Source organism: Streptomyces sp. NPDC001717, from assembly GCF_042892775.1.
Taxonomy (GTDB): domain Bacteria; phylum Actinomycetota; class Actinomycetes; order Streptomycetales; family Streptomycetaceae; genus Streptomyces.
Map to the genome: position 1 here is coordinate 1 of NZ_JBIAUK010000003.1, position 23,220 is coordinate 23,220.

Consider the following 23,220-nt stretch of genomic DNA (forward strand, 5'->3'; position numbering starts at 1 on the left):
GCCGGAAGGGGGGGGGGGGGGGGGGGGCGGCCCCCCCCCCCCCCCCCCCCGGGGCGCCCCCCCCCCCCCCCCCCCGCGCCCGGGGGCCCCCCCCCCCGCCCGCCGGCCCCCCCCCCCCCCCCCCCCCCCCCCCCCCCCCCCCCCCGGTTCCCCGGCGCGGGAACCGGACGAGCCCAGGAGAGCAGACACCCCATGCAGTTCGGCATCTTCACCGTCGGGGACGTGACCCCCGACCCCACCAACGGTCGCACTCCGACCGAACGCGAGCGCATCAAGGCGATGGTCGCCATCGCGCTCAAGGCCGAGGAGGTCGGCCTGGACGTCTTCGCGACCGGCGAGCACCACAACCCGCCGTTCGTCCCCTCGTCGCCGACGACCATGCTCGGCTACATCGCCGCCCGCACCGAGAAACTGATCCTGTCCACGTCCACGACGCTGATCACCACGAACGACCCGGTGAAGATCGCCGAGGACTACGCGATGCTCCAGCACCTGGCCGACGGCCGGGTCGACCTCATGCTGGGCCGCGGCAACACCGGCCCGGTCTACCCGTGGTTCGGACAGGACATCCGCCAGGGCATCAACCTCGCCAAGGAGAACCACGCGCTGCTGCGCCGGCTGTGGCGCGAGGACGTCGTGGACTGGGAGGGCACGTTCCGTACGCCGCTCCAGGCCTTCACCTCGACACCGCGGCCCCTGGACGGCGTCCCGCCCTTCGTCTGGCACGGGTCCATCAGGTCCCCCGAGATCGCGGAGCAGGCCGCCTTCTACGGCGACGGCTTCTTCCACAACAACATCTTCTGGCCGGCCGACCACACCCGGCGCATGGTGCAGCTCTACCGGCGCCGGTTCGCGCACCACGGCCACGGCCGGCCGCAGGACGCCATCGTCGGCCTGGGCGGACAGGTCTTCATGCGCAAGAACTCCCAGGACGCCGTGCGGGAGTTCCGGCCCTACTTCGACAACGCGCCGGTCTACGGCCACGGCCCGTCGCTCGAGGACTTCACCGAGCAGACCCCGCTGACCGTGGGTTCCCCCCAGCAGGTCATCGACCGGACCCTGTCGTTCCGGGAGACCGTCGGCGACTACCAGCGCCAGCTGTTCCTGATGGACCACGCGGGCCTGCCCCTGAAGACCGTACTGGAGCAGCTCGACCTCCTCGGTGAAGAGGTCGTGCCCGTCCTGCGCAGGGAATTCGCCAAGGGCCGTCCGGCCGACGTGCCGCAGGCCCCCACGCACCCGTCCCTCCGAGCCGTCCGGGAGGTGTCCGCCGCATGAAGCTGATCGTCGTCTCCGCGGGCCTGAGCACCCCCTCCTCCACCCGCCTGCTCGCGGACCGGCTGGCCGAATCGGTCCGCGACGAACTCGCCGCCCGGGGGCGGGCACCGTCGACCGAGGTCGTGGAGCTGCGCGAACTGGCCGGCGACATCGCCCACCACCTCGTGACCGGATTTCCACCGCCGCGACTGAGCGCCGCGATCGACGCGGTGACGGCGGCCGACGGCCTGATCGTCGTGACTCCCGTGTTCGCGGCCTCCTACAGCGGTCTCTTCAAGTCCTTCTTCGACGTGATCGATCCGGACGCCCTCTCCGGGAAGCCGACCCTGATCGCGGCGACGGGCGGTACCGCCCGCCACTCCCTGGCCCTCGAGCACGCCGTGCGCCCGCTCTTCGCCTACCTCCGCGCCGTCGTCGTCCCCACCGCCGTGTTCGCGGCCTCCGAGGACTGGGGCTCGGGGGGAGACGAGTACACCGGCGGCCTGCCCGGCCGCGTCCGCCGGGCGGGCGCCGAGCTCGCCGCGCTCATGGCGGCGCGCCCGGTCGGCGAAGAGCCCGAGGACGACGTCACGGTCCTCGAACGGCAACTCGCCGACCTGCGCTTCGACTGAGGCGGGCCCGTGGGCCGGGCGACGGCGGGGTGGTGCACGTGGTTCATACTGTTCCGCCGTATGAGCGTGAACCGAGTGACGACGAGGACCGTGCCCGAAGACGCCGACGGTGTACGGACGCCGCTGCGCGGCAGGGACGCCGAACTGGCCTTCATCGAGGCGCGGCTCGACGCGCTCGACCGGGGCGAAGGCGGGATCGTCCGCGTCGGGGGCCCCGCCGGCATCGGCAGGTCCAGGATCCTCGCGGAGGCCGCGGCAGCCGCGAGGCGGCGCGGGACGAGGGTGTTCGAGGGAGCGGCGGACCCGGACGGACAGTTCGTGCCGCTCGGCCCGCTCCTCGACGGCGTGCTCGCCGGCACGGGGCAGCCGCGGTCCGGCGCCGTCCGTCTCCGGGACCTCGCCACGACACCCGGCCAGCGGTTCTGGCTGCTCCAGGAACTGGGCGACCGCTTGCGGGAGACCGCGCGAAAGGGCCCCCTGCTCGTCGTCCTCGACGACCTCCAGTGGTGCGACGACCTGACCCTCCTCACCTTCCACACCCTCGCGGCCGGACTCTCGTCGCACGCCATCCTCTGGCTGGTCGCCGTGCGCGGCGGCAGCGTGCCCTCGGTGGTGCGCACCACTCTGGACAGGATCCGGCAGGCGGGCGCACACGAGCTGGCGCTGGGAGCGCTGGGGGACCGGGCGACCACGCAGATCAGCGAGGACGTCCTGGGCGCCGCTCCCGGCCCGGACGTCCTGCGCGTCGCACGCCGCGCCGAGGGGGTGCCACAGCTGCTGATCGAGCTGATCGGCTCGCTGCGGGAGGACCAGTCGGTGACGATCGCGAACGGCACGGCCGGGCTGTCCGACGGACCCCCGGCCCCACGGGTGCTGCCCTCCGTCGTCCGCCGCCTCGACCAGCTGTCGGACGAGGCCCGGGAGTTGGTGCGGACGGCGGCCGCCACGGGCGGCCCCGTCACCGTCGCAGAACTCGCCGAACTGCTCGGCAGGTCCTCCGCGGCGCTCATCACGGCGGTCCAGGAATCCCTCGACGCCGATCTGCTCGCCGAAAGCGGCGACCGCCTCGCCTTCCGCCAGGACCTGATCCGCGAGTCGGTCGAAGCCGGTCTGCCCCTGCCCCTGCGCCAGGCCCTTCGCCGGCAGACCGCCGGACCGCCGCCGGGAGGCACGGCCGGCCCCGTCGACCGTCCCGGGCCGGCGGAAGGACCGGAGGGATGGGACGGAACCGTGGGGCCGGGAGACGCGGCGGAGGCCGACCGGCTGCGCACCGAAGCGGCGGAACTCGCGGCCACCGCTCCCGGACCCGCCGCGGACCGCAGCCTCAAGGCCCTGGAGCTCACCACCGCGGCCGCTCCGGAGCGGCCCCGGATCATCGCCGAGACGATCCCGCTGCTCTGGCAGACGGGCCGGGCCGCCCAGGCGCGTGAGCTGGGAGCCTCCGCCCTGGCGGCCGGCGGTCTCGGACCCGAGGACGAGGCGCTCCTACGCCTTGCCCTGGCACGCCTCGCCGTGCCGTTCGACTTCTCCGAGGCCGTCCGGCAGGCCCGCGCCGGCGCGGAACTGCCCGGGACGTCCGCGACCGTGAGGGGGCGGCTGCTCGCCATGCTCGCCGTCGGCCTGTCGATGTCGGGCGAGCACGCGGCGGCGGAGCAGGTCGCCGAGCAGGCGTGGGAGACCGCGGCGGCGGCGGGGGACCGCGCCGCCGAGGCCACGCTGACGACGGTCCGCTCCGCGGTCAGCTTCCACCGCATGGACCTGACCGAGGCGTTCCGGCAGGCCGAGCGGTCCGCCGCGCTGGCCGACGCCCTCGGGGTCAGCACCTCGCTGTGGGTTCCGGAGGCCCTGTGGTACGCCCTCCTGTCGAACACCACCGGACGCACCGCGGAGGCGCTCGCCGTCGCGGAGGAGGGCATCCGGATCACCGGGGACCAGGGCAGGACGGCCGCCACCCGCATGTGGCTCATGACCCGCTCCCGCATCCACCTGGAAACCGGACGGCTGGCGGACGCCCGGGCCGACGCCGAGGCCGCGTCCCCGGGGACCGACGATCCAGGCCCGGGCAACCTCGCCGACGTCACGCTCCGGTACGTGATGCTGCGCGTCGCCCTCCACACCGGCGACCGGCGGACCGCACGGGCGTACGCGGCGGAGGCGAGACGCATGCGCAGCGACGGCGCACCCGTCGTGCGGCACTTCGGCACCTGGATGCTCGCGCTGATGGCCGACTTCGAAGGCCGGCCCGACCGTGCCATGGCCGAACTCGACGAGGTGATGACGTCACCCGCCGCGTCCCGGCCCGCCTACGCCGGCCTGATCGACCCCGCCGACGCCCCGGTGCTCGTCCGTCTCGCGCTGCGCGCGGGCAGGCACGAACCGGCCGTGCAGGCGGTCGTTCTGGCGGAGGAGCGAGCCGTCCTCAACCCCGGGCTCACGTTCCTCGCCGCCACCGCCGCGCACGCCCGGGGGCTCCTCGACAACGACCTCGCCTCCCTCGTACGCGCCGTCCGGCTGTACGAGGACTGCCCTCGCGTGTTGGCCCGGGCGTCGGCGCTGGAGGACACCGGACGCAAGCTCGCGGCCACCCGTGGGCCCGAGGCGGTCCCGTACTTCGAGAGGGCCCTCGCGCTCTACGCGCGAGCCGGCGCCGAACGGGACGTCGCCCGCGTCCGTCGGCGCCTGCGGGCCGTCGGCGTCCGCCGCAGGCCCTCGACGCCCGGACTGTCCGATGCGTGGCCCGAGTTGACGGCCGCGGAGCTGCGGGTGGTACGGCTCGTGGCCCGAGGGCTGACCAACCAGCAGGCGGCCGAGCACCTCTCCCTCTCACCGCACACGGTGAGCTCGCACCTGCGCCGGGCCTTCGCCAAGCTGGACGTCACCTCGCGCGCCGAGCTGCCCCGGCTGGTCAAGCGCCGCGACAGCGGAGAGTAGTCGCTTCGTATCCCACGCGGGCGTCGTGGCAATGGACGATTCATGTGATGTGCCGACGTGGTCGTTTCCTCAGACTGATCAAGAACCGCGGAACGAAGAAGTCCGCGGGGAACGGTTGATCGAGAGAGGAACGACGCATGACCGCAAGGCTCCAGCGAGCCCGCCCCGGCAGCCCCGAGCTCCAGGCACTCGTCGACGAGCTCGCGGAGCGGCTCGGCCGGTCCGTCGCCGTCGACGACCCGCTGGTCCGCATGATCTGCACGAGCCGCCACTTCGGCGACGAGGACCCGGTCCGCATCGGCACCCTGTTGCAGGGCCGCGCCGACAACGCGGCCATCCGCCACGTCCTCGCCCAGGGCGTGACCCGGTGGTCCCGGGCCGGATTCATCGACGGCCGTGACGATCTCGGACTGCTGCCCCGTTACGTCGTGCCCCTGCGCGAGCGCGGGCACCTCCTCGGACTGCTCGTGGTGGTCGTGCCCGAGAAGACGCTCGCGGAGCACGAGACACGTGCCATCGCCCATGCCGCGGACGCCATGGCCGCCCAGATGTACGGAGAGCACATCGCCGCCGACACCCGCAAGGCCGACGAGCGCGACCTCGTCCTCGAACTCGTGGGCACCGACGTCGCCGCCCGCACCGCCGCACGTCGCCGGGGCAGGGAACTCGGACTGCTCGGAGCGGCCGAGCACGTCCTGGTCACCGTCGTCCGGCTGAGCTGCGCGGCCGAGCCGCGACAGTCCGAGGCGGCCCTGTGGGGATCCCTGGAGGGGTTCCGGCAGACGCGTTCGGCCCAGGGCCTCATCGCGATCGGCAGGGAGCGGGCGACCCTGCTCCAGCTCCGCGACCGCCCACCCGGCCCGGACGAGGTCGCCGCCCAGTCCGCCCGCATCCTCGACGAACTCCGCACCTTCCTGGGCCCGTCGGCGGATCCCGTGGTCGGCGTCGGCGGCCGCCACCCCGACCTGGACGGCGCGTGGACGTCGTACGAGCAGGCGCTCGTGGCGGCGCGCGCGGCACGCCGACTGCCCACCCTGAAGAGCGCCGGTGACTGGGAACTCCTCGGGGAACTCACCGTGCTGCTCCAACTCCCCGAGCACGTCCTGAACACGTCCCTGGTCCCGAAGTCGCTCCGCACCCTGACCGAGGGGCACGGCGGCGACCGCCTGCGGGACACCCTGCGCTGCTACCTCGAACACGCGGGATCGATTCCCAGGACCGCGGACACGCTGGGAATCCACCGCACCTCGCTCTACTACCGCCTGCGCCGGATCCAGGAGATCACCGGGCTCGACCTCGACGACGGCGCCAACCGGCTCACCCTGCACCTCGGCCTCAGGGTCGGGGAACTCCTCGCCCCGGGCGCCGGCGCAGCCGCCTGACCTCCTCCTCGCTTCGACAAAGCGAGGAGGATCCACGGCCCGATTCCTACAGCTCGCGGTGGTGCGGGCGACGGGCCCCATTCGAAGATGTTCGGGACGGGCGGGGGCGATCCACCGCCCGGCCGAGGCGCCGGCCAACGGGGCGTGGACGCCCCTCCGCCCTCCGCCCTCCGCCCTCCACCCGCACGAACCTACGGCCAGGAATCCCCATGCCGCTCACACTGATGTCACGTGGGCCCTCCTCCCGCTCGGGTTGGCTGGTCCAGGTGCTTTCCGAGATGCCGGACACGAACGACCGCAACCACGTCTATCTCGGCGTCCACGTCCGTGGGCCCGTCACCGTCGTCCACGAGCGCGCCAAGACCTTGTTGGAGCCGAACGACCTGGTCTTCTGCGACCCGGCCCGACGGCACCTCCTGCAGTTCGGCGAAGACTGCCGGATGATCTTCTTCTGGGTGCCCCGCTGCTATCTGGGCGTCACGGAGTCGGAACTGAACCGGGTGCTCGGCGTACCCGTACGCGGCGGGGAGGGGATCGGGGCGCTGGCGTCCGAGTTCCTGACCGGGCTCGCCACCAAGGCGGAGCTCCGCCGGTCCGCGATCGGGGACCGGCGTGCCCGGACGGCCGTACGTCTCCTCTCCGTCCTGGTCATGGAGCTCCTCGAAGCGGACACGACGGACGCGGCCGACGACGCGTCCGGGGTCAACGGGATGCTGTCCCGTATCCACGCCTACATCGAAGAACACCTGATGGACCCGGACCTCTCACCGGAGTCGATCGCACGCGCCCACCACATCTCCGTCCGGTACCTGCAGAAGCTCTTCCAGAACGACCGCAGCACGGTGAGCCAATGGGTGCGCCGGCGCAGGCTGGAGTTCTGCCGGCTCGAACTGGGCCGCTCCAACCGGAGGATCACCATGGCCGCGGTGGCCCACCGGTGGGGCTTCAGCAGCCCCTCGCACTTCAGCCGCACGTTCCGCGGGGCCTACGGCATGAGCCCCAGCGAATGGCAGGCGCTGGCGACCTCGGCCTTCACGCCGACGACGGCCGGTGCCCAGGACGAGCCGAGGCGCCGAGCCTCCTGTGCGCCGTCGTGACAGCGCGGATGCGCACACGTACGCGTGGTTCCACTCGCACGCCCCTACCGTGGGCGACCGTCGCACCGACCTCCTGCCGCCGTGGCGGGCGCCGAGGGGCCGGTGGCCCGTGGCGGGCCGGGCGCCCGCATCCGCCCGGGAGGGGTCAGCCCCCTGTGTGCTGGTGGAGAGCGGCCGCCAGGAGATGGGAGTCGAGCAGGGAGACGTCCGCCGTCCTGTCCGCCCGTGCGTAGCCGGCCAGCATCCGCTTGGTCAGGACGAGTGCTTCGGGCGAGCGTCGGACGAGGGGCCTGGTCCAGGAGTCGATCACCTTGTCCAGCTGGTCGAGCGGGGCGGTCCGGTGCAGCAGACCGATGCGGTGGGCCGTGTCGGCGTCGAAGACGTCGCAGGTGAGCATGAGCTCGCGAATCCTGGAGGCGCCGACCTCGGAGACCAGGCGTCCCATCGCCCCGCCCCACGCCGGCGGCAGCCCTATGCCGACCTCGGGCATGCGAAAGCGGCTGGTGTCGGCACCGGCGCGCAGATCGCAGAAGGAGGCGAGGGCGAGACCCGCGCCGATGACGCGCCCGTGCAGCCGGGCGATGGTGACCGCGTTGGTGTTCTCCAGGGCCTGGCACAGGCGGTGCGCCTTGTCGGCGATGCGGCGCAGGCCCACTCCGGACGGATCGGCGGCCAATGCCTCCTGGTACTCGCCCCGATCGGCACCCAGGCAGAAGTCCGTACCCAGCGACGACAGCGTCAGGATCCGGACGTCGGGTCTCTCGTGGAGGTCGTCGAGCAGGGTGATCAAGTCGTCGAGGACCGTGGTGTCCAGCGTGTCGTCCTGCCCCCAGGGGTTGAGGCTGACGTGCAGGACGGGACCGTCCTGCTCGGCACGGATCGCCTTGGGCGCGGTCCGGGTGCGTACGGGGGAGGGGGTGCATTCGGTCATGCGACTGCCACGTCCAGGTTCAGGAGGCGCCGGAACGCCACACGGGGCGCCATCGACGGGGGGCGTACGAGGGTGAGGCGGGGAAGGCGCCGGATCATCCGGCGGAGCAGGGTCTGGGCTTCGAGGCGGGCCAGCGGCGCGCCGAGGCAGTAGTGGATGCCGCCGCTGAAGGCGAGGTGGCCGGGCACGCGTGCGGGGTCGAACCGGTCCGGGTCGCCGTGCCTGGCGGGGTCCCGGTGCGCCGCCGCGACCATGAGGTGGACCATCTCGTCGCGGCGGATCTCGAAGCCTCCCAGCACGGTGTCCTGCGAGGCGACCCGGCTGATCACGTGGGTGGGCGGGTCGTAGCGAAGCGTTTCTTCCACGAACCCGGGTACGAGATCCGGGTCGTCGGCGACCATGTCCCAGCGCTCCGGGCTCTCGACGAGCCGCAGCGTCATCGTCGAGAGGAGGGTCGCGGTGGTCTCCAGGGCGGCCAGCACGACGAACAGGACCAGGAAGTAGACCGCCTCGTCGGCCTTGTCCCGGTCGGGCTCGATCGCGTCCCACGCCCGGATCCACCCGGTGATGGGGTCGTTCCCGGGGTGGGAGCGCCGGTCGCGCACCAGCTCCGTGAAATAGGTGCGGAGTTCGGCGGTGGCCGCGTCCGACAGGGCCAGCTGGCTGGCCGACGGCAGCAGCTCCTGGGTGAAGACCTGATCGTGCGTCAACTCGCGCAGCATGGGCCAGTCGGCCCGCGGCAGTCCGAGCCATTCACCTATGGTGGCGACGGGCAGCTCCTCGCAGACGAGCTCCGAGAAGTCCGCCTCGCCGGTGCGTATTCGCTCGGTGAAGGCGTCGAGGAGCCGATCCGCGGTCCGTTCCACGGTGTGGCCGATGCGCTCCACGGTGGACCGGTCGAAGGTGCCCGCCGCCCGGCGCACCCTGGTGTGGTCCGGGGCGTTGAGCGCGGCGAGGGTGTGGCTCATCTCGCGCGAGGAGGGCGCGTTCCAGCGCGTCCCGGGCCCCTGGCGCTCCCGCCACTCCCTGTCGGGCTCCAGCCATTGACGGCTGCGCAGCACCTGGTCGCAGGCGGCGAAGCCCGTCACGGCGAAGCCGCCCCAGGGGGCGAGGACCACCTCACCCCGCGAGAGGAGCTCGGCGTATATCGGGAAGGGGTCGGCCTGCCCTCTTGCCGTCCGCAGACGGGAGAAGAGGGAGGCGGACGCCCGGCGGTCGTATGACGGAGTTGTGGCAACCCCCATGATGGCGGCTCCTTTCTGAGGACCAGCCGCCATGCCTACCCACATGATCGTTAGCGCATCCACTACCACTGAGTAATCAGGAGGTTACTAGAATCACATTCGGCTCACTCGCCCCTGGTCCAGGCCAGGAAGCGGCTGAACAGGCCGCCCTTGGGCTGCGGCGCGGCTCCGGTGTTCGTGCGCGAGGGGCCGGCGGTGGGCGAGGAGACCGCCGCCTGCTGCTGCGAGGTCGGGCCCGGGTTCGCTCCGGCCGGCTTGGACGCCTGGGGGGCGACCCTCGGGGTGAAGCGGATCGGGAGCGTGACCAGCGTGCGGCTCCACGGGCTCGGCGCCCAGGTCAGCGTCTTGAACGGGACGCGCATCTCCACGTCGAGCAGCTGGTTGAGCAGCGTCTCCACGGCGGTCACGGTGATCATGAAAGCCGGGTCCTTGGCGGGACAGGCGTGCGGGCCCGCTCCGAAGGCCAGGTGCGCCTTGGCGCTGAGCTGTTCGCGGTGCTCGGTCAGCTTCGGGTCCGTGTTGGCCGCGGCGAACGAGATGAGGACCGGGTCGTTGGCGCGTACCACCCTGTTGCCGAGCTCGATGTCGTGCGTCGGGTAGTGGGCCGCGTAGTTGGCGATCGGCGCGTAGTTCCACAGGGTCTGGGAGACCGCGTCCTCGACCGGGAGGCCGACCTGCCAGTCCTCTCCGAGGTACAGGGCGCTGCTGGTGCCGATGGCCGCGGCCAGCGGCGCGGTGCCGCCGGAGAGCAGGGTCACCAGCTGGTGCAGCACCTCCTCGTCGCTCAGCTGCGCCGGGTGCTCCATCAGACGCGTCGTCAGGTCGTCCTTCGGACGGCGCCGCTTGAGGGCGATCAGCTCGGTGAGCGCCCCGCCGAGCACCTCGTCGGCGCCGGGCGTCCCCTCGAAGATGCCGCTGATCCCGGCGATCACGCGGTCGCCGATCTCGGGCGGGCAGCCGAACAGTTCGCTGAAGACCAGCAGGGGCAGCGGCTGGGCGTACTCGGCCATCAGCTCCGCCTGGCCGCGGATGTCGGTACTGAACTGGCTGATCAGGTAGTTGGCGGACTGCTGCGTCTGCCGGATGAGCTGGTGCTCGTTGACGGTCGCGAGAGCGTCGGTCACCGCCCCGCGCAGCCGGGCGTGTGCCGCACCGTCGCTGAAGAGGGCGTTGGGGCGGTAGCCCAGCATGGGAAGCGCCGGGCTGTCGGCCGGGACGCGCCCTTCGCCCAGGGCGTTCCAGCGGCGGGAGTCGCGCACGAAGGAGGCGGGGTTCTGCAGGACGTACAGGGCGGCGTCGTAGCTGGTGACGAGCTCGGCCTGGACGTCGGGGGCGATGTCCACGGGCGCACTGGGTCCGAAGTGGCGCAGCTGCGCGTAGTGGCTGTCGGGGTCGGCTCCGAACGAGGGACCGTACAGCTGGACGTTCCCGTGCGCGGGGCAGCCGGGAGGTATCTCCATGGGGTCAAGTGGCTGTTGCATTCCTGCGCTCCTAGCCGAGTTGGGACATGAGGTGTTTCACGAGGGTGATGAGGGCCTGCGCCGAGGAGTTCTCGTCCCGTACGTCGCACTCCACGACAGGGGTTTCGGCGGTGAGGTTCAGTGCTTCGCGCACCTCGTCGAGCGGGTAGTGCGTGGTGCCCTCGAAGTGGTTCACGGCGATGGCGTACGTCAGGCCGAAGCGCTCGACGAGGTCCAGGACGGGGAAGGACTCGTGCAGCCGCTCCGGGTCGACCAGGACGAGCGCGCCCAGCGCGCCCCGGGAGAGCTCCTCCCACATCTCCTTGAAGCGCTCCTGGCCGGGCGTACCGAAGAGGTAGAGCACCAGGGTGTCGCTGAGGGTCAGCCGGCCGAAGTCCATGGCGACGGTGGTGGTCGTCTTGTCGGGCGTGCCCGACAGGTCATCGAAGCCCACGCTGGCCTCGGTGATCTCTTCCTCGGTCCGCAGGGGCTCGATCTCGGAGAGGCTGCCGATGCAGGTGGTCTTGCCGACCCCGAAGTGCCCCACAATGAGGATCTTCACCGCGTGGGAGACATCTGGATCCAGGTACACGCGTTTACGCTCCGAATCGATTCTTCAGGCCTTCGAGCACGGCGCTGACCAGTTCTCTGTCGACACGTTCGGCGCGCGGTATCGGTGTCCTCGTGAGGATGAGGCCGTCGTCCTCCAGCTGCGCCAGCAGGATGCGGACGATGCCCAGGGGCAGGTGCGTGTGCCCCGCCACCTCGGCCACGGACAGGAATCCGTCCGCGACCAGGTCCATGACCTGCCCCGCTTCCGGGGACAGCGTGCGCGCCGCGATCGGTCCGTTCTCCGCCCCCGTCGCCGTCACGAGCGTCGTGTGCTCGTACTGGTGGTCCGGGGGCAGCGCCCGCCCGTTCGTGATCACGAACAGGGGGACTAACGGAGACGTCAGTTCCAGCTCTTCGTCCTGTCCGGGCACGTCAGGCATGTCCTGTTCCCTTCGCCGGTGTCGCCGCCGCGGTCAGTCTGGGAACCACCGAGTGCAGCCGGGTGGTGAACTCCTCGATGTCACACGCCTGTTCGGCGGCGGCGGCCAGGAAGGCGTCGGGGCCGGCGGCCAGGAGGAAGATCCAGCCGTGCTCGAACTCGATGACCGTCTGACGCCATTCCGTGTCCTCGGCGACCCCCGCGAACTGGGAGGTGACCCGGCTGTAGGCGTGGATGCCCGTCATGGCCGCGGAGATCGTGTCCGCCAGGTCGCGGCTCATCCCGCTGGTCGCCCCGCGGGGAAGGCCGTCCGATCCCAGCAGCACCGCGTGCCGGGCACCCTTGACCTCGGACACCACCCGGTCGAGCTCGCCGAGGACGAACTTCGCGTCCCCGGGGTTCTGCTGCCGGGGCTCGTTCCCCCGCGCGCCTCCGGCGTCCTCGTGGCCCACGCGCGGCGGCGACGTGAGGTTGTTGCCCAGCCGGGCCACGAGCCGGTGCATGCGGAAGGAGATCTGCTGCATGTCCACGTCGGGCGCGGCCGCGGCGGCGAGGTACGAGCCCTGCCCCGCCCCGATCAGGAAGTTCCAGCCGTGCGAGAACTCGATGATGGTCTGGTTCCACTGCCGGTCCTTCTCCGGTCCGGCGAAGTGGGCCGTCGCCCGGCTGAGCGACTGCATTCCGGCCATGGCGGCGGAGATGGTGCGCACATCGTTCTCGGCCAGGCCTTCCGTCGCACCGCGAGGGAGGCCGTCCGCGGACAGCAGGACGGCGTGACGTGCGCGGGGCACGTTGTGCACGATGTCCTCTAGCATCCACGACAGGTCTGCGGTCATGCGTCTTCGGGCCCTTCGAACGAGGTGGCGTCAAGGTTGCGGCCGGAGAGCGTGCCGCGCTGGAAGGCCCCCAGGCTGCGCCCGGAGGCGCGGCCCGTCTCTTCCGGGCTCCGTGGCGCCGCCCAGGTGGTGTCGGGACGGGTATCGGGACGAGGGTCGGGATCGGGGACGCTGGCGATGGGCGCCTGGCGCGCGCCGCGCTTGGGAAGGCCGTGCATCGTACGCGCCGGGGCACTGTGGGGCGCGCTCTGAGGGGCGCTGTGGGGCCGACTCTCGGGCGCACTGTGGGGCCGGCTCTCGGGGGCGCGCCGGATGTTGCTGACCGGAGCCTCCTGAACGGGCGGTATCTCCTCCATGGTCCACAGCTCCTCGGGCAAGAGGACGACGGCCCTGACGCCGCCGTACCGGGAGACTCCGGTGACGTCCACCTTGAAGCCGTGCTGACGCGCGATCAGGCCGATCACCGGAAAACCGAACTTGGGCTGCGTACCGAGCTGCGACAGGCGGGGCGCGATTTCCCCGGAGAGCAGTGCGGTCGCCCGCTGCCGGTCCTCGTCGTTCATGCTGACGCCGGCGTCGTCGATGACGATGCACAGGTTGTTCTGGACGCGCTGGAACGTCACCTCGATCGGCGCGTCGTGCTGCGAGAAGCTGGCGGCGTTGTCGAGCAGCTCCGCCACGGCGAGCGCGACGGGCGCGACCGCGGACGCCTTGAGGGCGAGACCGGTCTGCTGCATGATCGCGACCCGGTGGAAGTTGCGGATCTGACCCTGGGCGCTGCGCACCACGTCGTAGACGCTGGCGGGCCGGTTGCGCCGGCCGAGCGGCGCACCGCACATGACGGCGATGCCCTGGGCCTTGCGCGCCATCTGGGCGTTGGCGTGGTTGACGTCCAACAGGTCGCTGAGGACGGCGTGTCCACCGTACTTGCGCTGGATGCCGTCCAGCAGCGTCGTCTGCTCGGCGGCGAGGCTCTGGAGGAGACTGGCGGCGCCCTTGAGGACGGACTTGGTGTTCTCCTCCGCCGCTTCCTTGGCCTCGCGGAGCGTGGCGTCCTGCTCGCTGCGGAACCTCTGCAGCTCGGCGCGCGACGCGTGCAGGTGACTGTCCGCCGCGAGCAGCTGATGCCTCAGTTCCGCCTCGGTGTGCTCCTTCTTCGCCTCCAGCGCTCTGTTGCGGGCGACGAGTGCCACGACCGCGGCGACGGCTATCGCCGCAACCGCAACCAAGCACCACACAAGTGCGTCTCGATTCATGGAAACCTTTCCCGGCGCATGGCGTGCGGACGGCTGCAGATACACCTCGCGAGGCCCCGCAACACAGCTGATCGGCGCGGTTCACCCGCTGATACGCGGAGAACGTGACGCCGATCACAATCAGCATCTGCGTGAAAATAGATCAAGATCACAGATGCCGGGATGCTATCACCGGATCTTCGCTCCCTCGGACGCCTGCCGCGGCTCCGCTTCCGCCCAACCAGGCCGCCACAGCAGCGGGTTGACATGGGGTCTTGCCGCCCCGCATCCGCCATCGGCACCCCTCTCTTTGTTGATCTGTCAAGCAGTTCTTCACGAGAGGATCGGCAATTCCTCACATCGCTCCGAGAGTTCGTCAACCGAACCCCGGGCGGCCCTCGTCGGCAGGTTGCGGCGGCGCGTCCACGGCACCCAGTTCATCGGTTCCGGGCGGGTGTTGACCTTTGCGTCGAATCGGGAGGAGTCGCGCTCGGCCGCATCGGCCCGGGCGGGTTCGAGAATGGCTCGATCAGATCAGGTGGCCTGAATTCGATCGCGTGGTGCGCGGACATTCGCATAACGGGCGAAGTTCACGTGCGCGGTCATTCGAATCCCTCTGGGGTCGGAATGCGCATTCTCCCCGCATTCTCCCCGGCCAATCAGCCTCGTCGGCGCCGACGCGGGGATCCGACTGGTCGACACGGTCGGCGACGAGGCGGGCGACGCCCTCGGCGCGCCGTGACAGGACCTCGGGCCCCGCCGGGCATGGCGGCTGTCCTCACCGTCCGCGATGTGACCCGGCGCCGTCCGGCTCGCCGGACGCCGCCGATCGGGAGCCCGCGTTGTGCGCGAAAGGGGTGAGCTTTCGCTTACAGCCAGTCTCGATGCTTGAAAATGAGGTACAAACTTACGCAAACCATCCCCATCAACCCTACCGCGAAGGGGTATCCGAAGCTCCAGCCCAGTTCCGGCATGGAATCGAAGTTCATGCCGTAGATGGTGCCAACGAGCGTGGGTGCAAAGAGAATTGCGGCCCAGGCCGAGATCTTCTTGATCTCCTCGTTCTGTTCGAAGCCGGCCTCCGCCAGGGCGCGCATTTCGGCGTTCTGTTGTTGGGAGACCAGGGTGGCGTTCACCGTCAGGATTTCCGTGAGGGCCTGGCGGAAGCCGTCGACGCGTTCGCTGGTGTGCGTGACGTGGTCCGCCACGTCGCGGAGGTAGCGCTGGAGTTCCTCGTCCGTGCCGTACTTCGCGAAGCCCGCCATCAGGCCGTGCAGCATGCCGACCAGGGGGCGGGTGGCTCGCTGGAACTCGACCATTTCGCGGGAGAGTTCGTAGATGCGGCGGGAGACCGCGGGGTCGCCGCGGAAGACCTCCGTCTCGATCTCGTCGATGTCGGTCTGGACTCCCTCGACGACGGGGGCGTAGCCGTCGACGACCGCGTCGAGGATCGCGTACAGGGCGGCCTCCGGGCCCAGGCGGAGGAGCTCCGGGGTCTCCTCCATGCGGTGGCGGACCGTGGAGAGGTCCGGGGCGCCGCCGTGGCGGACCGTGATCAGGAAGTCCGGGCCGACGAAGACGTGGAGTTCGCCGAAGTCGACCTCCTCCTGGGCGTCCAGGTAGCGGGCCGCGCGCAGGACGACGAAGAGGGTGTCGCCGTACCGCTCCAGCTTCGGGCGCTGGTGGGCTTCGAGGGCGTCCTCGACGGCGAGCTCGTGGAGGTTGAACTCGGCCGCGAGGGAGTGGAGTTCGGGCTCGGTCGGGCGGTGCAGGCCGATCCAGGCCATGCCGCCGGGCTCCTCGCGCAGCCGGCGGAAGGTGTCGGCCAGGGTGGTGGGGGAGGCCACGCGGCGGCCGTCGCGGTAGACGGCCGAGTCGATCACGCTGCGGTGGTTCGGCGGAGCGGGTGCGGGCGGGTCCGGCTGCGGGGAGGTCGGCGACCCCGGCGGGGGCGTGGTCGGGGCGGCAGGGCGGCGCCGGCCCGTCCGCTTCGCGGCGGACGGCGAGGGGCGACGGGCTGGGCGCTCCGACATCGCAGTTCTGCTCCCGGTCGGACGTGTGTTTCTGGGTTTGCGGGCAATGGGCAGGATATAGGGCATAAGGCGTGAGAGGTGGGGCGGGCGGGGGATCCGGGTTGCGGACAGTAGGTGTCCGCAAGGGGGGCTAGCTTGCTGTCATGGCCTCCAGGACAGCACTTCCCGTACTCGACACCCGCGCTCTGAACCGTGCCACGCTCGCCCGCCAGTTGCTGCTCGGCCGCGTCGAGATGTCCGCGCGCGACGCCGTCGCGCACCTCCTCGGGCTGCAGGCGCAGAACGTGAAGCCCCCGTACTTCCAGCTCCACGCCCGCCTCGCCGGATTCCGGCCCGCCGAGCTGGCCGGGCTGATGGAGTCCCGAGAGGTGGTCCGCATGGTCACCATGCGTTCCACCATCCACACCCACACGGCGGACGACGCCCTGACCCTGCGCCCGCTGGTCCAGCCCGCCCGGGACAGGGAGGTCAACTACTTCCGGAAGGGGCTCGTGGGGGTGGACCTGGACCGGCTCGCCGGGCTGGCCCGCGCGTTCGTCGAGAGCGAGCCGCGCACCATGGCCGAGATCCGGGAGGAGCTGCTCAAGGAGTGGCCCGACGCCGACCCGCAGTCCCTGTCCGTCGCCGCCCGCTGCAGGCTGCCGCTGGTCCAGGTCACGCCGCGGGGGGTGTGGGGCAGGGCAGGGCAGGTTCGGCTCACCACGGTCGAGAACTGGCTGGGGCGGCCCGCCGCCGAGCCGCAGCCCGCGGACGACGTCGTGCTGCGCTACCTCGCCGCCTTCGGGCCCGCCTCCGTCAAGGACATGCAGACCTGGGCCGGGCTGACGCGGCTGCGCCCGGCCTTCGAGCGGCTGCGGCCCGGTCTGGTCGCCTTCCGGGACGAGAACGGCGTGGAGCTGTTCGATCTGCCCGATGCGCCCCGGCCCGCGGCGGACACGCCCGCCCCGCCCCGCTTCCTGCCCGAGTTCGACAACCTGCTGCTCTCGCACGCCGACCGCGGCCGAGTGATCACCCCCGAAGGCAAGGGGCGCTCCTGGACCGGGAACCAGGCGCACTGCGTGCTGCTCGTCGACGGGTTCCTCGCCGGGCTCTGGAAGCTGGACGGCGGGCTGCTCACCGTGGAGCTGTTCGACGAGAAGCCGTCCAGGGAGCGCCGGGCGGAGATCGTCGCCGAGGGGGAGTCCCTGATCGCGGAGATGACCGACGGGATGGGGTCCGGCGTGCGGTTCGCGTCAATCCGGGGCTGACGGGGCCCTGGTGGCGGTTCCCCCGTACGCGGCACGATGCCTGCCAGGACGGCTGTCATTCGTTATCAATGACAGTCGAGTGGTTTGTTTGTGTCGTTGCTCCGATACGCAGGAGAGAGCCATGCGGATTCCGATGACCGTCGCGGACTTCCTCGACCGGGCCGAACTGGGGTTCTCCTCCAGCCCCGGCGTGGTCGACGAGCCCGACCAGCCCGCCCCGCCCGTGCCCGTCTCGACGTACGGGCGGCTGGGCGACCGGGTCCGGGCCTGGCAGGCCGGCTTCGACCGGCTCGGTGTCGGGGAGGGCGAGCGGGTGGCGGTGGTCAGCCACAACTCGTCGCGGCTGCTGGAGCTGCTGTTCGCGGTGCCGATGAGCGGCCGGATCTGCGTGCCGGTCAACTTCCGCCTCAAGCCCGAGGAGATCGAGTACGTCGTACGGCAGAGCGGCGCCTCGGTCCTGCTGGTCGACCCGGAGCTGGACGAGGCCCTCGCCGGCGTCAAGGCGCGCCACCGGTTCGTGCTCGGTGCGCAGACGGAGAACGAGCTGATGCGTTTCGGCGTCGAACCCCGTCCCTGGTCGAGGCCGGACGAGGACGCCACCGCGACGATCAACTACACCTCGGGCACCACCGCCCGACCCAAGGGCGTACAGCTCACCCATCGCAACATCTGGGTCAACGGCCTGACCTTCGGGCTGCACACCCGCGTGTGGGAGCGCGACGTGTACATGCACACGCTGCCGATGTTCCACTGCAACGGCTGGGGAATGCCGTACGTGATGGCCGGCCTCGGCGTGAAGCAGGTCGTGCTGCGCAAGGTCGACGGCACCGAGATCCTCCGCCGGGTGGACGAGCACGGCGTGACGCTCATGTGCGGCGCGCCCGCGGTCTGGAACGCGGTGCTCGACGCGGCGGCCGGCTGGGAGGGCGAGATCCCCGGCCGTGACCGCGTACGGATCGTCTGCGCGGGGGCCCCGCCGCCGAGCAAGATGATCCAGCGGGTGGACGAGGTGCTGGGCTGGGAGTTCACGCAGATCTACGGCCTGACCGAGACCTCCCCGCTGCTCACCTTCAACCGCGCCCGGCCGGCCGACGCGGATCTGCCGGCGGAGGAGCGGGCGCACAAGCTGTCCCGCGCGGGACTGCCCGCGCTCGGGGTCAAGCTGAGGGTCTCGGAGGGCGGCGAGGTCCTGGCCAGGTCGAACGTCGTGCTCGACGGGTACTGGGACAAGCCCGAGGAGACCTCGGCAGCCCTGGAGGGAGGCTGGTTCCACACCGGCGACGGAGGCACGGTCGACGAGACGGACGGGCACCTGACGATCTCGGACCGCAAGAAGGACGTGATCATCACGGGTGGTGAGAACGTCTCGTCGATCGAGGTGGAGGACACGATCTTCAGCCACCCGGCGGTCGCCGAGGTCGCCGTCATCGGCGTGCCGCACGAGAAGTGGGGCGAGACGATCAAGGCCCTGGTGGTCCTCGCCGAAGGCGCGACGGCGGACGAGGCCGAGATCATCGCGCACTGCAAGCAGCGGATGGCCGGCTACAAGGCGCCGACGTCGGTCGAGTTCCGCGCCGCCATCCCGCGGACGGCCACTGGCAAGATCCAGAAGTTCAAGCTGCGGGAGCCGTACTGGACCGACCTCGATCGGGGGGTCAACTGACCGCGGGATCGACCGACCGCGGGATTGCCTGAGGAGCGGGAGGCGGGCTCGGCGGGAGGCGGGCGCCCTGCGTCGGCTCCCGGGGCCGCCCTCGGCCGGTCCGCGCGCGGGTGGAGCTCACCGCGACCGACCCCGTCGGCCTGCGGTGATGCGCCACGGGCAGGCGGGTCAGGCCGGCAGGTTCGCCTCGATCGCGGCGATGACCTCGGGAGCCTCGGGCTCGGTGCGCGGGCGGAAGCGCGCCACGACCTCACCGGCGGGGGAGATCAGGAACTTCTCGAAGTTCCACTGGATGTCCCCCGCCTCGCCGTCCGCGTCCGCGAACTTCACGAGCTCCTGGAAGAGCGGGTGCCGGTTCTCGCCGTTGACCTCGGACTTCTCCAGCATCGGGAAGGTGACGCCGAAGCCCGCCGCGCAGAACGTCTGGATGTCCTCGGCGGTGCCGGGCTCCTGCTCGCCGAACTGGTTGCAGGGCACGCCGATGACGGTGAAGCCCTTCGCCTCGTACGTGAACTGCAGACGGGCCAGCCCCGAGTACTGCGGGGTGAGCCCGCACTGCGAGGCGGTGTTCACCAGCAGGATCGCCTTGCCCTGGTGGGCCCCCAGGGTGGTGGGCTCGTCGCTCAGGGTGGTCAGCGGGATGTCGTACAGGCTCATCGGGTTCTCCTCGGCAGGAAGGAACGACTCAAGGGGATCACGGTGATCGAGGCGATCGAGGTGATCGAGGCGATCACGGTGATCAAGGGGAAAGGCTAAGCTCCCGCGCCGACCAGCTCGTCCGCCGGGTCGTTCACCGGCTGCGGCATGCCCGTGAGGTCCATGACGAACAGCGGTATGCCCAGATCGTCCGCACGGGCACGGGCCGCCTCCGTATAGCCGGCGAGCGCGAAGTAGACGCTGGTCGCGGACGCCGTGAGTCCGTTCAGCCATACGCACTCCACCGCCCGCAGCCCGGCCGGAGCGGTGGTCGGGTCGACCTGTGCGACCAGGCCCGGCGCCCGCAGGTCCACGGCCGCCGAGGGGATCGGGCGCCCGTCGGGCTGTCGTACGTCCTGGAAGCCGAGCCAGCGCAGGTAGAGCGCGGCCGTGGCCACCGCGTCCCGGGCCGTACGGATGGTCACCGGGCGGAAGGCGGGTCGCGGCACCCGGACCGCGCCGGCCGCGGGCGGCGGTGCGTCCGGTGCGTCCGGTGCGTCCGGTGCATACGGTGCGTCCGGCCAGTCCGCAGCCGCCGGCCCCCGCCCCGCGTCGGCGCCCGAGGGCGGCGTCTGCGCCCCGTCCCGCGCACGTCCGCCCCGCCCGTCCGGCCGCCGGACCGGGTCCGTGCCTTCCGCCGGGTGCACCGGCAGCCGCACCACCGTGCCGCACGAACCGCACCCCAGCTCCGGGTACGGCCACTCGCTCTCCCTGCCGCAGGCCTCGCACCGCACCGTCACCCAGGTGTCCGACCAGGTGCGGTGGGTCAGCGGCAGCGGCGGCGCCGTCAGGTCCAGCGGCGGATGGACCGGGCTCCCGCAGGCGCAGGGGAAGACCGGTGCGGTGTAGCCGTTCTCGCGCAGGCACGCCGGACAGCGCACCGGTACCGCTTCCGCCATGAGACCTGGACCCCCTCCGTCGCTGTGCGTAGGTCCATGCTCCACCACCGGCGACCGCGGGGGCGGGAGACGGGCCATTTCCGGTCGCCGGCTCGGTCATTTGTGTAAGTCACCGAGCGAGACGCGGCTTTTGGTGGCATCCGTGCAGCCCCGCCGCCTTGACGTCGCGAGAGCCGCCGCTTAGCTTGTTCCGTATAGCAGAACAAAACTTCCGGATGACGGAAAAGCCTGACCGCCACACCCGCAGGAGAACCTGATGCCTCGTATGACAGCCGCCGCTGCTGCAGTTGAGATCCTCAAGCTTGAGGGTGTCGAACAAGCGTTCGGCGTGCCCGGTGCTGCGATCAACCCGTTCTACCGCGAGCTGAAGAACGTGGGCGGCATCGCGCACACCCTGGCCCGCCACGTCGAGGGCGCCTCGCACATGGCGGAGGGTTACACCCGCGCCCAGGCCGGCAACATCGGCGTCTGCATCGGTACCTCGGGCCCGGCCGGCACCGACATGATCACCGGCCTGTACTCCGCCATCGCGGACTCGATCCCGATCCTCTGCATCACCGGTCAGGCTCCGGTCTCGAAGCTCCACAAGGAGGACTTCCAGGCCGTCGACATCGCGACGATCGCCAAGCCCGTCACCAAGGCCGCCACCACGGTCCTCGAGGCCGCGCAGGTCCCCGGTGTCTTCCAGCAGGCCTTCCACCTGATGCGCTCCGGCCGTCCGGGCCCGGTCCTCATCGACCTGCCGATCGACGTCCAGCTGACCGAGATCGAGTTCGACCCCGAGACCTACACCCCGCTGCCGGTCTACAAGCCGCAGGCGAGCCGCGCCCAGGCCGAGAAGGCCCTGGGCTTCCTCCTCGAGGCCGAGCGTCCGCTGATCGTCGCCGGTGGCGGCATCATCAACGCCGACGCCTCCGACCTGCTGGTCGAGTTCGCCGAGCTGACCGGCATCCCGGTCATCTCCACCCTGATGGGCTGGGGCACCATCCCGGACGACCACGAGCTGGCCGCCGGCATGGTCGGTGTGCAGACCGCCCACCGCTACGGTAACGCGACCTTCCTCGAGTCGGACACCGTCATCGGTATCGGTAACCGCTGGGCAAACCGTCACACCGGTTACAACCTGGACGCCTACACCAAGGGCCGCAAGTTCGTCCACGTCGACATCGAGCCCACCCAGCTGGGCAAGATCTTCGCCCCGGACTTCGGCATCGCCTCCGACGCCAAGGTCGCCCTGGAGCTCTTCATCGAGGTCGCCAAGGAGTGGAAGGCCGAGGGCAAGCTCCCCGACTTCTCCGCCTGGGCCGCCTCCGCGCAGGAGCGCAAGGCCACCCTGCAGCGCCGTACGCACTTCGAGAACATCCCCATGAAGCCGCAGCGCGTCTACGAGGAGATGAACAAGGCGTTCGGCCCGGAGACCCGCTACGTCACGACCATCGGTCTCTCCCAGATCGCGGCCGCGCAGTTCCTGCACGTCTACAAGCCGCGCCACTGGGTCAACTGCGGCCAGGCCGGCCCGCTCGGCTGGACCATCCCGGCCGCCATCGGTGCCGCCACCGCGCAGCCCGACGTCCCGGTCGTCGCCCTCTCCGGTGACTACGACTTCCAGTTCATGATCGAGGAGCTGGCGGTCGCCGCCCAGCACAAGGTCCCCTACGTCCACGTCCTCGTGAACAACGCCTACCTGGGTCTGATCCGCCAGGCGCAGGGCGGCCTCGGCATCAACTTCGAGGTCAACCTCGAGTTCGAGAACATCAACACCCCGGAGATCGGCGTCTACGGCGTCGACCACGTCAAGGTCGCCGAGGGCCTGGGCGTCAAGGCCATCCGCGTCACCGACCCGGACAAGCTGGGCGAGGCCTTCGAAGAGGCCAAGAAGCTGGCCCAGGAGTTCCAGGTCCCGGTCGTCGTCGAGGCCATCCTGGAGCGCGTCACCAACATCGCGATGAGCAAGACGGTCGACATGAGCGACGTCACCGAGTTCGAAGAGCTCGCGACCGAGCCGGGCCACGCCCCGACCGCGATCAAGTCCCTCCAGGTCTGATCACCCCGCACCACCCAGCGGCCCCCGCTCCTCCTTCCGGAGGGGCGGGGGCCGTTCGCGTCGTCCCCACGGTGCGCGGGACACCGCTTCCCGGCGCACCGCGAGTGCTCTGCGGGGCCCAGGGGGCCTACGGGAACCGGGCGGGTAGGGGAACGGCGCTCAGCACCATGGGGCCGTCCGCCGCCGCGACCACGAACTCCACCGACGCCTCGGGCTCCGGCTCCGGCTCCGGCGCGTGCGTCGGCACCTCGATGACCTCGTACGCCGTCGCGAACGGCGTGTGCCGCAGCTCGTCGGAGGTGAGGAGGGTTCCGTTGCCGTCGAGGGGACCGCCGGCGATGTCCTCGGCGAGCTCGGCGACCAAGCCGGCCCGGACCACGGCCGGGTACATCCGCGAGGCGTACTCCCCGAACTTCGCTGCGGCCGGCCCCCGCAGCCGCACCTGTTCCTCGGCGGCCGCCGGCAGGCTCCGGACCTCCGTCGGCAGCGCTCGGAACGCCTGAAGATCCATCCGGTCATTCAACCAGGGGCCCATCGCCGCGCGGAAGCCGGCCGGTCCGCCTGACACCCGGTCATCGTGCCAAGCGGGCAACGGTGTTGTGTGAAACCTGACAATCTGAACGGACACCGATCCGCCCGGGA

19 protein-coding genes are annotated in these 23,220 nt (G+C 71.1%); 8 read left to right on the forward strand and 11 right to left on the reverse strand.

From position 1 onward, the window contains the following. The first annotated feature begins 192 nt into the window (after positions 1-192). From ACFYZL_RS07360 to ACFYZL_RS07380, 5 genes are all read left to right on the forward strand, one after another. A complete protein-coding gene (locus tag ACFYZL_RS07360; RefSeq protein WP_384747347.1) occupies positions 193-1,278 on the forward strand; it encodes an LLM class flavin-dependent oxidoreductase in 1,086 nt (361 codons plus the stop codon). Then, positions 1,275-1,889: an FMN reductase gene (locus ACFYZL_RS07365; protein WP_384747345.1), complete on the forward strand. Its 615-nt coding sequence runs from the start codon at positions 1,275-1,277 to the stop codon at positions 1,887-1,889. The genes ACFYZL_RS07360 and ACFYZL_RS07365 overlap by 4 nt, the downstream gene beginning before the upstream one ends. 60 nt (positions 1,890-1,949) lie before the next feature. Beyond that, complete coding sequence (locus ACFYZL_RS07370; RefSeq protein WP_384747342.1) at positions 1,950-4,820, forward strand: AAA family ATPase; 2,871 nt, start codon at positions 1,950-1,952, stop codon at positions 4,818-4,820. A 137-nt stretch (positions 4,821-4,957) separates the two neighbouring features. Next, the gene (locus tag ACFYZL_RS07375; RefSeq protein ID WP_388676965.1) at positions 4,958-6,202 is read left to right on the forward strand and encodes a PucR family transcriptional regulator; all 1,245 of its coding nucleotides are present in this window, start codon (positions 4,958-4,960) and stop codon (positions 6,200-6,202) included. A gap of 278 nt (positions 6,203-6,480) precedes the next feature. Beyond that, complete coding sequence (locus ACFYZL_RS07380) at positions 6,481-7,299, forward strand: helix-turn-helix domain-containing protein (RefSeq protein WP_384747337.1); 819 nt, start codon at positions 6,481-6,483, stop codon at positions 7,297-7,299. A gap of 145 nt (positions 7,300-7,444) precedes the next feature. Here ACFYZL_RS07380 and ACFYZL_RS07385 read toward each other — a convergent pair whose 3' ends face one another. The 8 genes from ACFYZL_RS07385 to ACFYZL_RS07420 form a co-directional block, all read right to left on the reverse strand. Continuing rightward, positions 7,445-8,230: an enoyl-CoA hydratase/isomerase family protein gene (locus ACFYZL_RS07385; protein WP_384747334.1), complete on the reverse strand. Its 786-nt coding sequence runs from the start codon at positions 8,228-8,230 to the stop codon at positions 7,445-7,447. Beyond that, positions 8,227-9,474: a cytochrome P450 gene (locus ACFYZL_RS07390; protein WP_384747331.1), complete on the reverse strand. Its 1,248-nt coding sequence runs from the start codon at positions 9,472-9,474 to the stop codon at positions 8,227-8,229. The genes ACFYZL_RS07385 and ACFYZL_RS07390 overlap by 4 nt, the downstream gene beginning before the upstream one ends. A gap of 104 nt (positions 9,475-9,578) precedes the next feature. Next, positions 9,579-10,955 carry a cytochrome P450 gene (locus ACFYZL_RS07395; RefSeq protein WP_388676970.1) on the reverse strand — a complete coding sequence of 459 codons (1,377 nt, stop codon included), beginning with the start codon at positions 10,953-10,955 and terminating at the stop codon, positions 9,579-9,581. A 10-nt stretch (positions 10,956-10,965) separates the two neighbouring features. Further along, entirely contained in the window at positions 10,966-11,526 is a 561-nt protein-coding gene (locus ACFYZL_RS07400) for an ATP/GTP-binding protein (RefSeq protein ID WP_073908861.1), read from the reverse strand. A 4-nt stretch (positions 11,527-11,530) separates the two neighbouring features. Continuing rightward, positions 11,531-11,926 carry a DUF742 domain-containing protein gene (locus tag ACFYZL_RS07405; protein ID WP_384747326.1) on the reverse strand — a complete coding sequence of 132 codons (396 nt, stop codon included), beginning with the start codon at positions 11,924-11,926 and terminating at the stop codon, positions 11,531-11,533. Further along, positions 11,919-12,740, reverse strand: coding sequence for a roadblock/LC7 domain-containing protein (locus ACFYZL_RS07410; RefSeq protein WP_384747323.1), 822 nt, complete (start codon positions 12,738-12,740; stop codon positions 11,919-11,921). Before ACFYZL_RS07410 ends, ACFYZL_RS07405 begins: the two co-directional genes overlap by 8 nt. Positions 12,741-12,757: 17 nt before the next feature. Further along, the gene (locus ACFYZL_RS07415) at positions 12,758-14,017 is read right to left on the reverse strand and encodes an ATP-binding protein (RefSeq protein WP_388676975.1); all 1,260 of its coding nucleotides are present in this window, start codon (positions 14,015-14,017) and stop codon (positions 12,758-12,760) included. 848 nt (positions 14,018-14,865) lie between these two features. Further along, positions 14,866-16,029 (reverse strand): magnesium and cobalt transport protein CorA, encoded by a 1,164-nt coding sequence (locus tag ACFYZL_RS07420; protein WP_388676978.1) that lies wholly within the window; start codon positions 16,027-16,029, stop codon positions 14,866-14,868. 143 nt (positions 16,030-16,172) lie between these two features. Here ACFYZL_RS07420 and ACFYZL_RS07425 point away from each other — a divergent pair, with 143 nt between their 5' ends. Next, positions 16,173-17,276, forward strand: a complete 1,104-nt coding sequence (locus ACFYZL_RS07425) for a winged helix DNA-binding domain-containing protein (protein WP_384747305.1) — start codon at positions 16,173-16,175, stop codon at positions 17,274-17,276. Between the two features lie 121 nt (positions 17,277-17,397). Further along, positions 17,398-18,939: an AMP-binding protein gene (locus ACFYZL_RS07430; protein WP_388676981.1), complete on the forward strand. Its 1,542-nt coding sequence runs from the start codon at positions 17,398-17,400 to the stop codon at positions 18,937-18,939. A gap of 168 nt (positions 18,940-19,107) precedes the next feature. Here the strand turns inward: ACFYZL_RS07430 and ACFYZL_RS07435 are convergent, their stop codons facing one another. Continuing rightward, positions 19,108-19,596: a glutathione peroxidase gene (locus tag ACFYZL_RS07435; RefSeq protein ID WP_384747299.1), complete on the reverse strand. Its 489-nt coding sequence runs from the start codon at positions 19,594-19,596 to the stop codon at positions 19,108-19,110. A gap of 95 nt (positions 19,597-19,691) precedes the next feature. Then, positions 19,692-20,534: a hypothetical protein gene (locus ACFYZL_RS07440; RefSeq protein WP_388676984.1), complete on the reverse strand. Its 843-nt coding sequence runs from the start codon at positions 20,532-20,534 to the stop codon at positions 19,692-19,694. 256 nt (positions 20,535-20,790) lie between these two features. On the opposite strand from ACFYZL_RS07440, the gene gcl reads away from it, so the two are divergent. Then, a complete protein-coding gene (gene gcl, locus ACFYZL_RS07445; protein ID WP_384747293.1) occupies positions 20,791-22,578 on the forward strand; it encodes a glyoxylate carboligase in 1,788 nt (595 codons plus the stop codon). Between the two features lie 127 nt (positions 22,579-22,705). Here the strand turns inward: gcl and ACFYZL_RS07450 are convergent, their stop codons facing one another. Further along, positions 22,706-23,089: a hypothetical protein gene (locus tag ACFYZL_RS07450; protein WP_388676987.1), complete on the reverse strand. Its 384-nt coding sequence runs from the start codon at positions 23,087-23,089 to the stop codon at positions 22,706-22,708. Between the last annotated feature and the right edge of the window lie 131 nt (positions 23,090-23,220).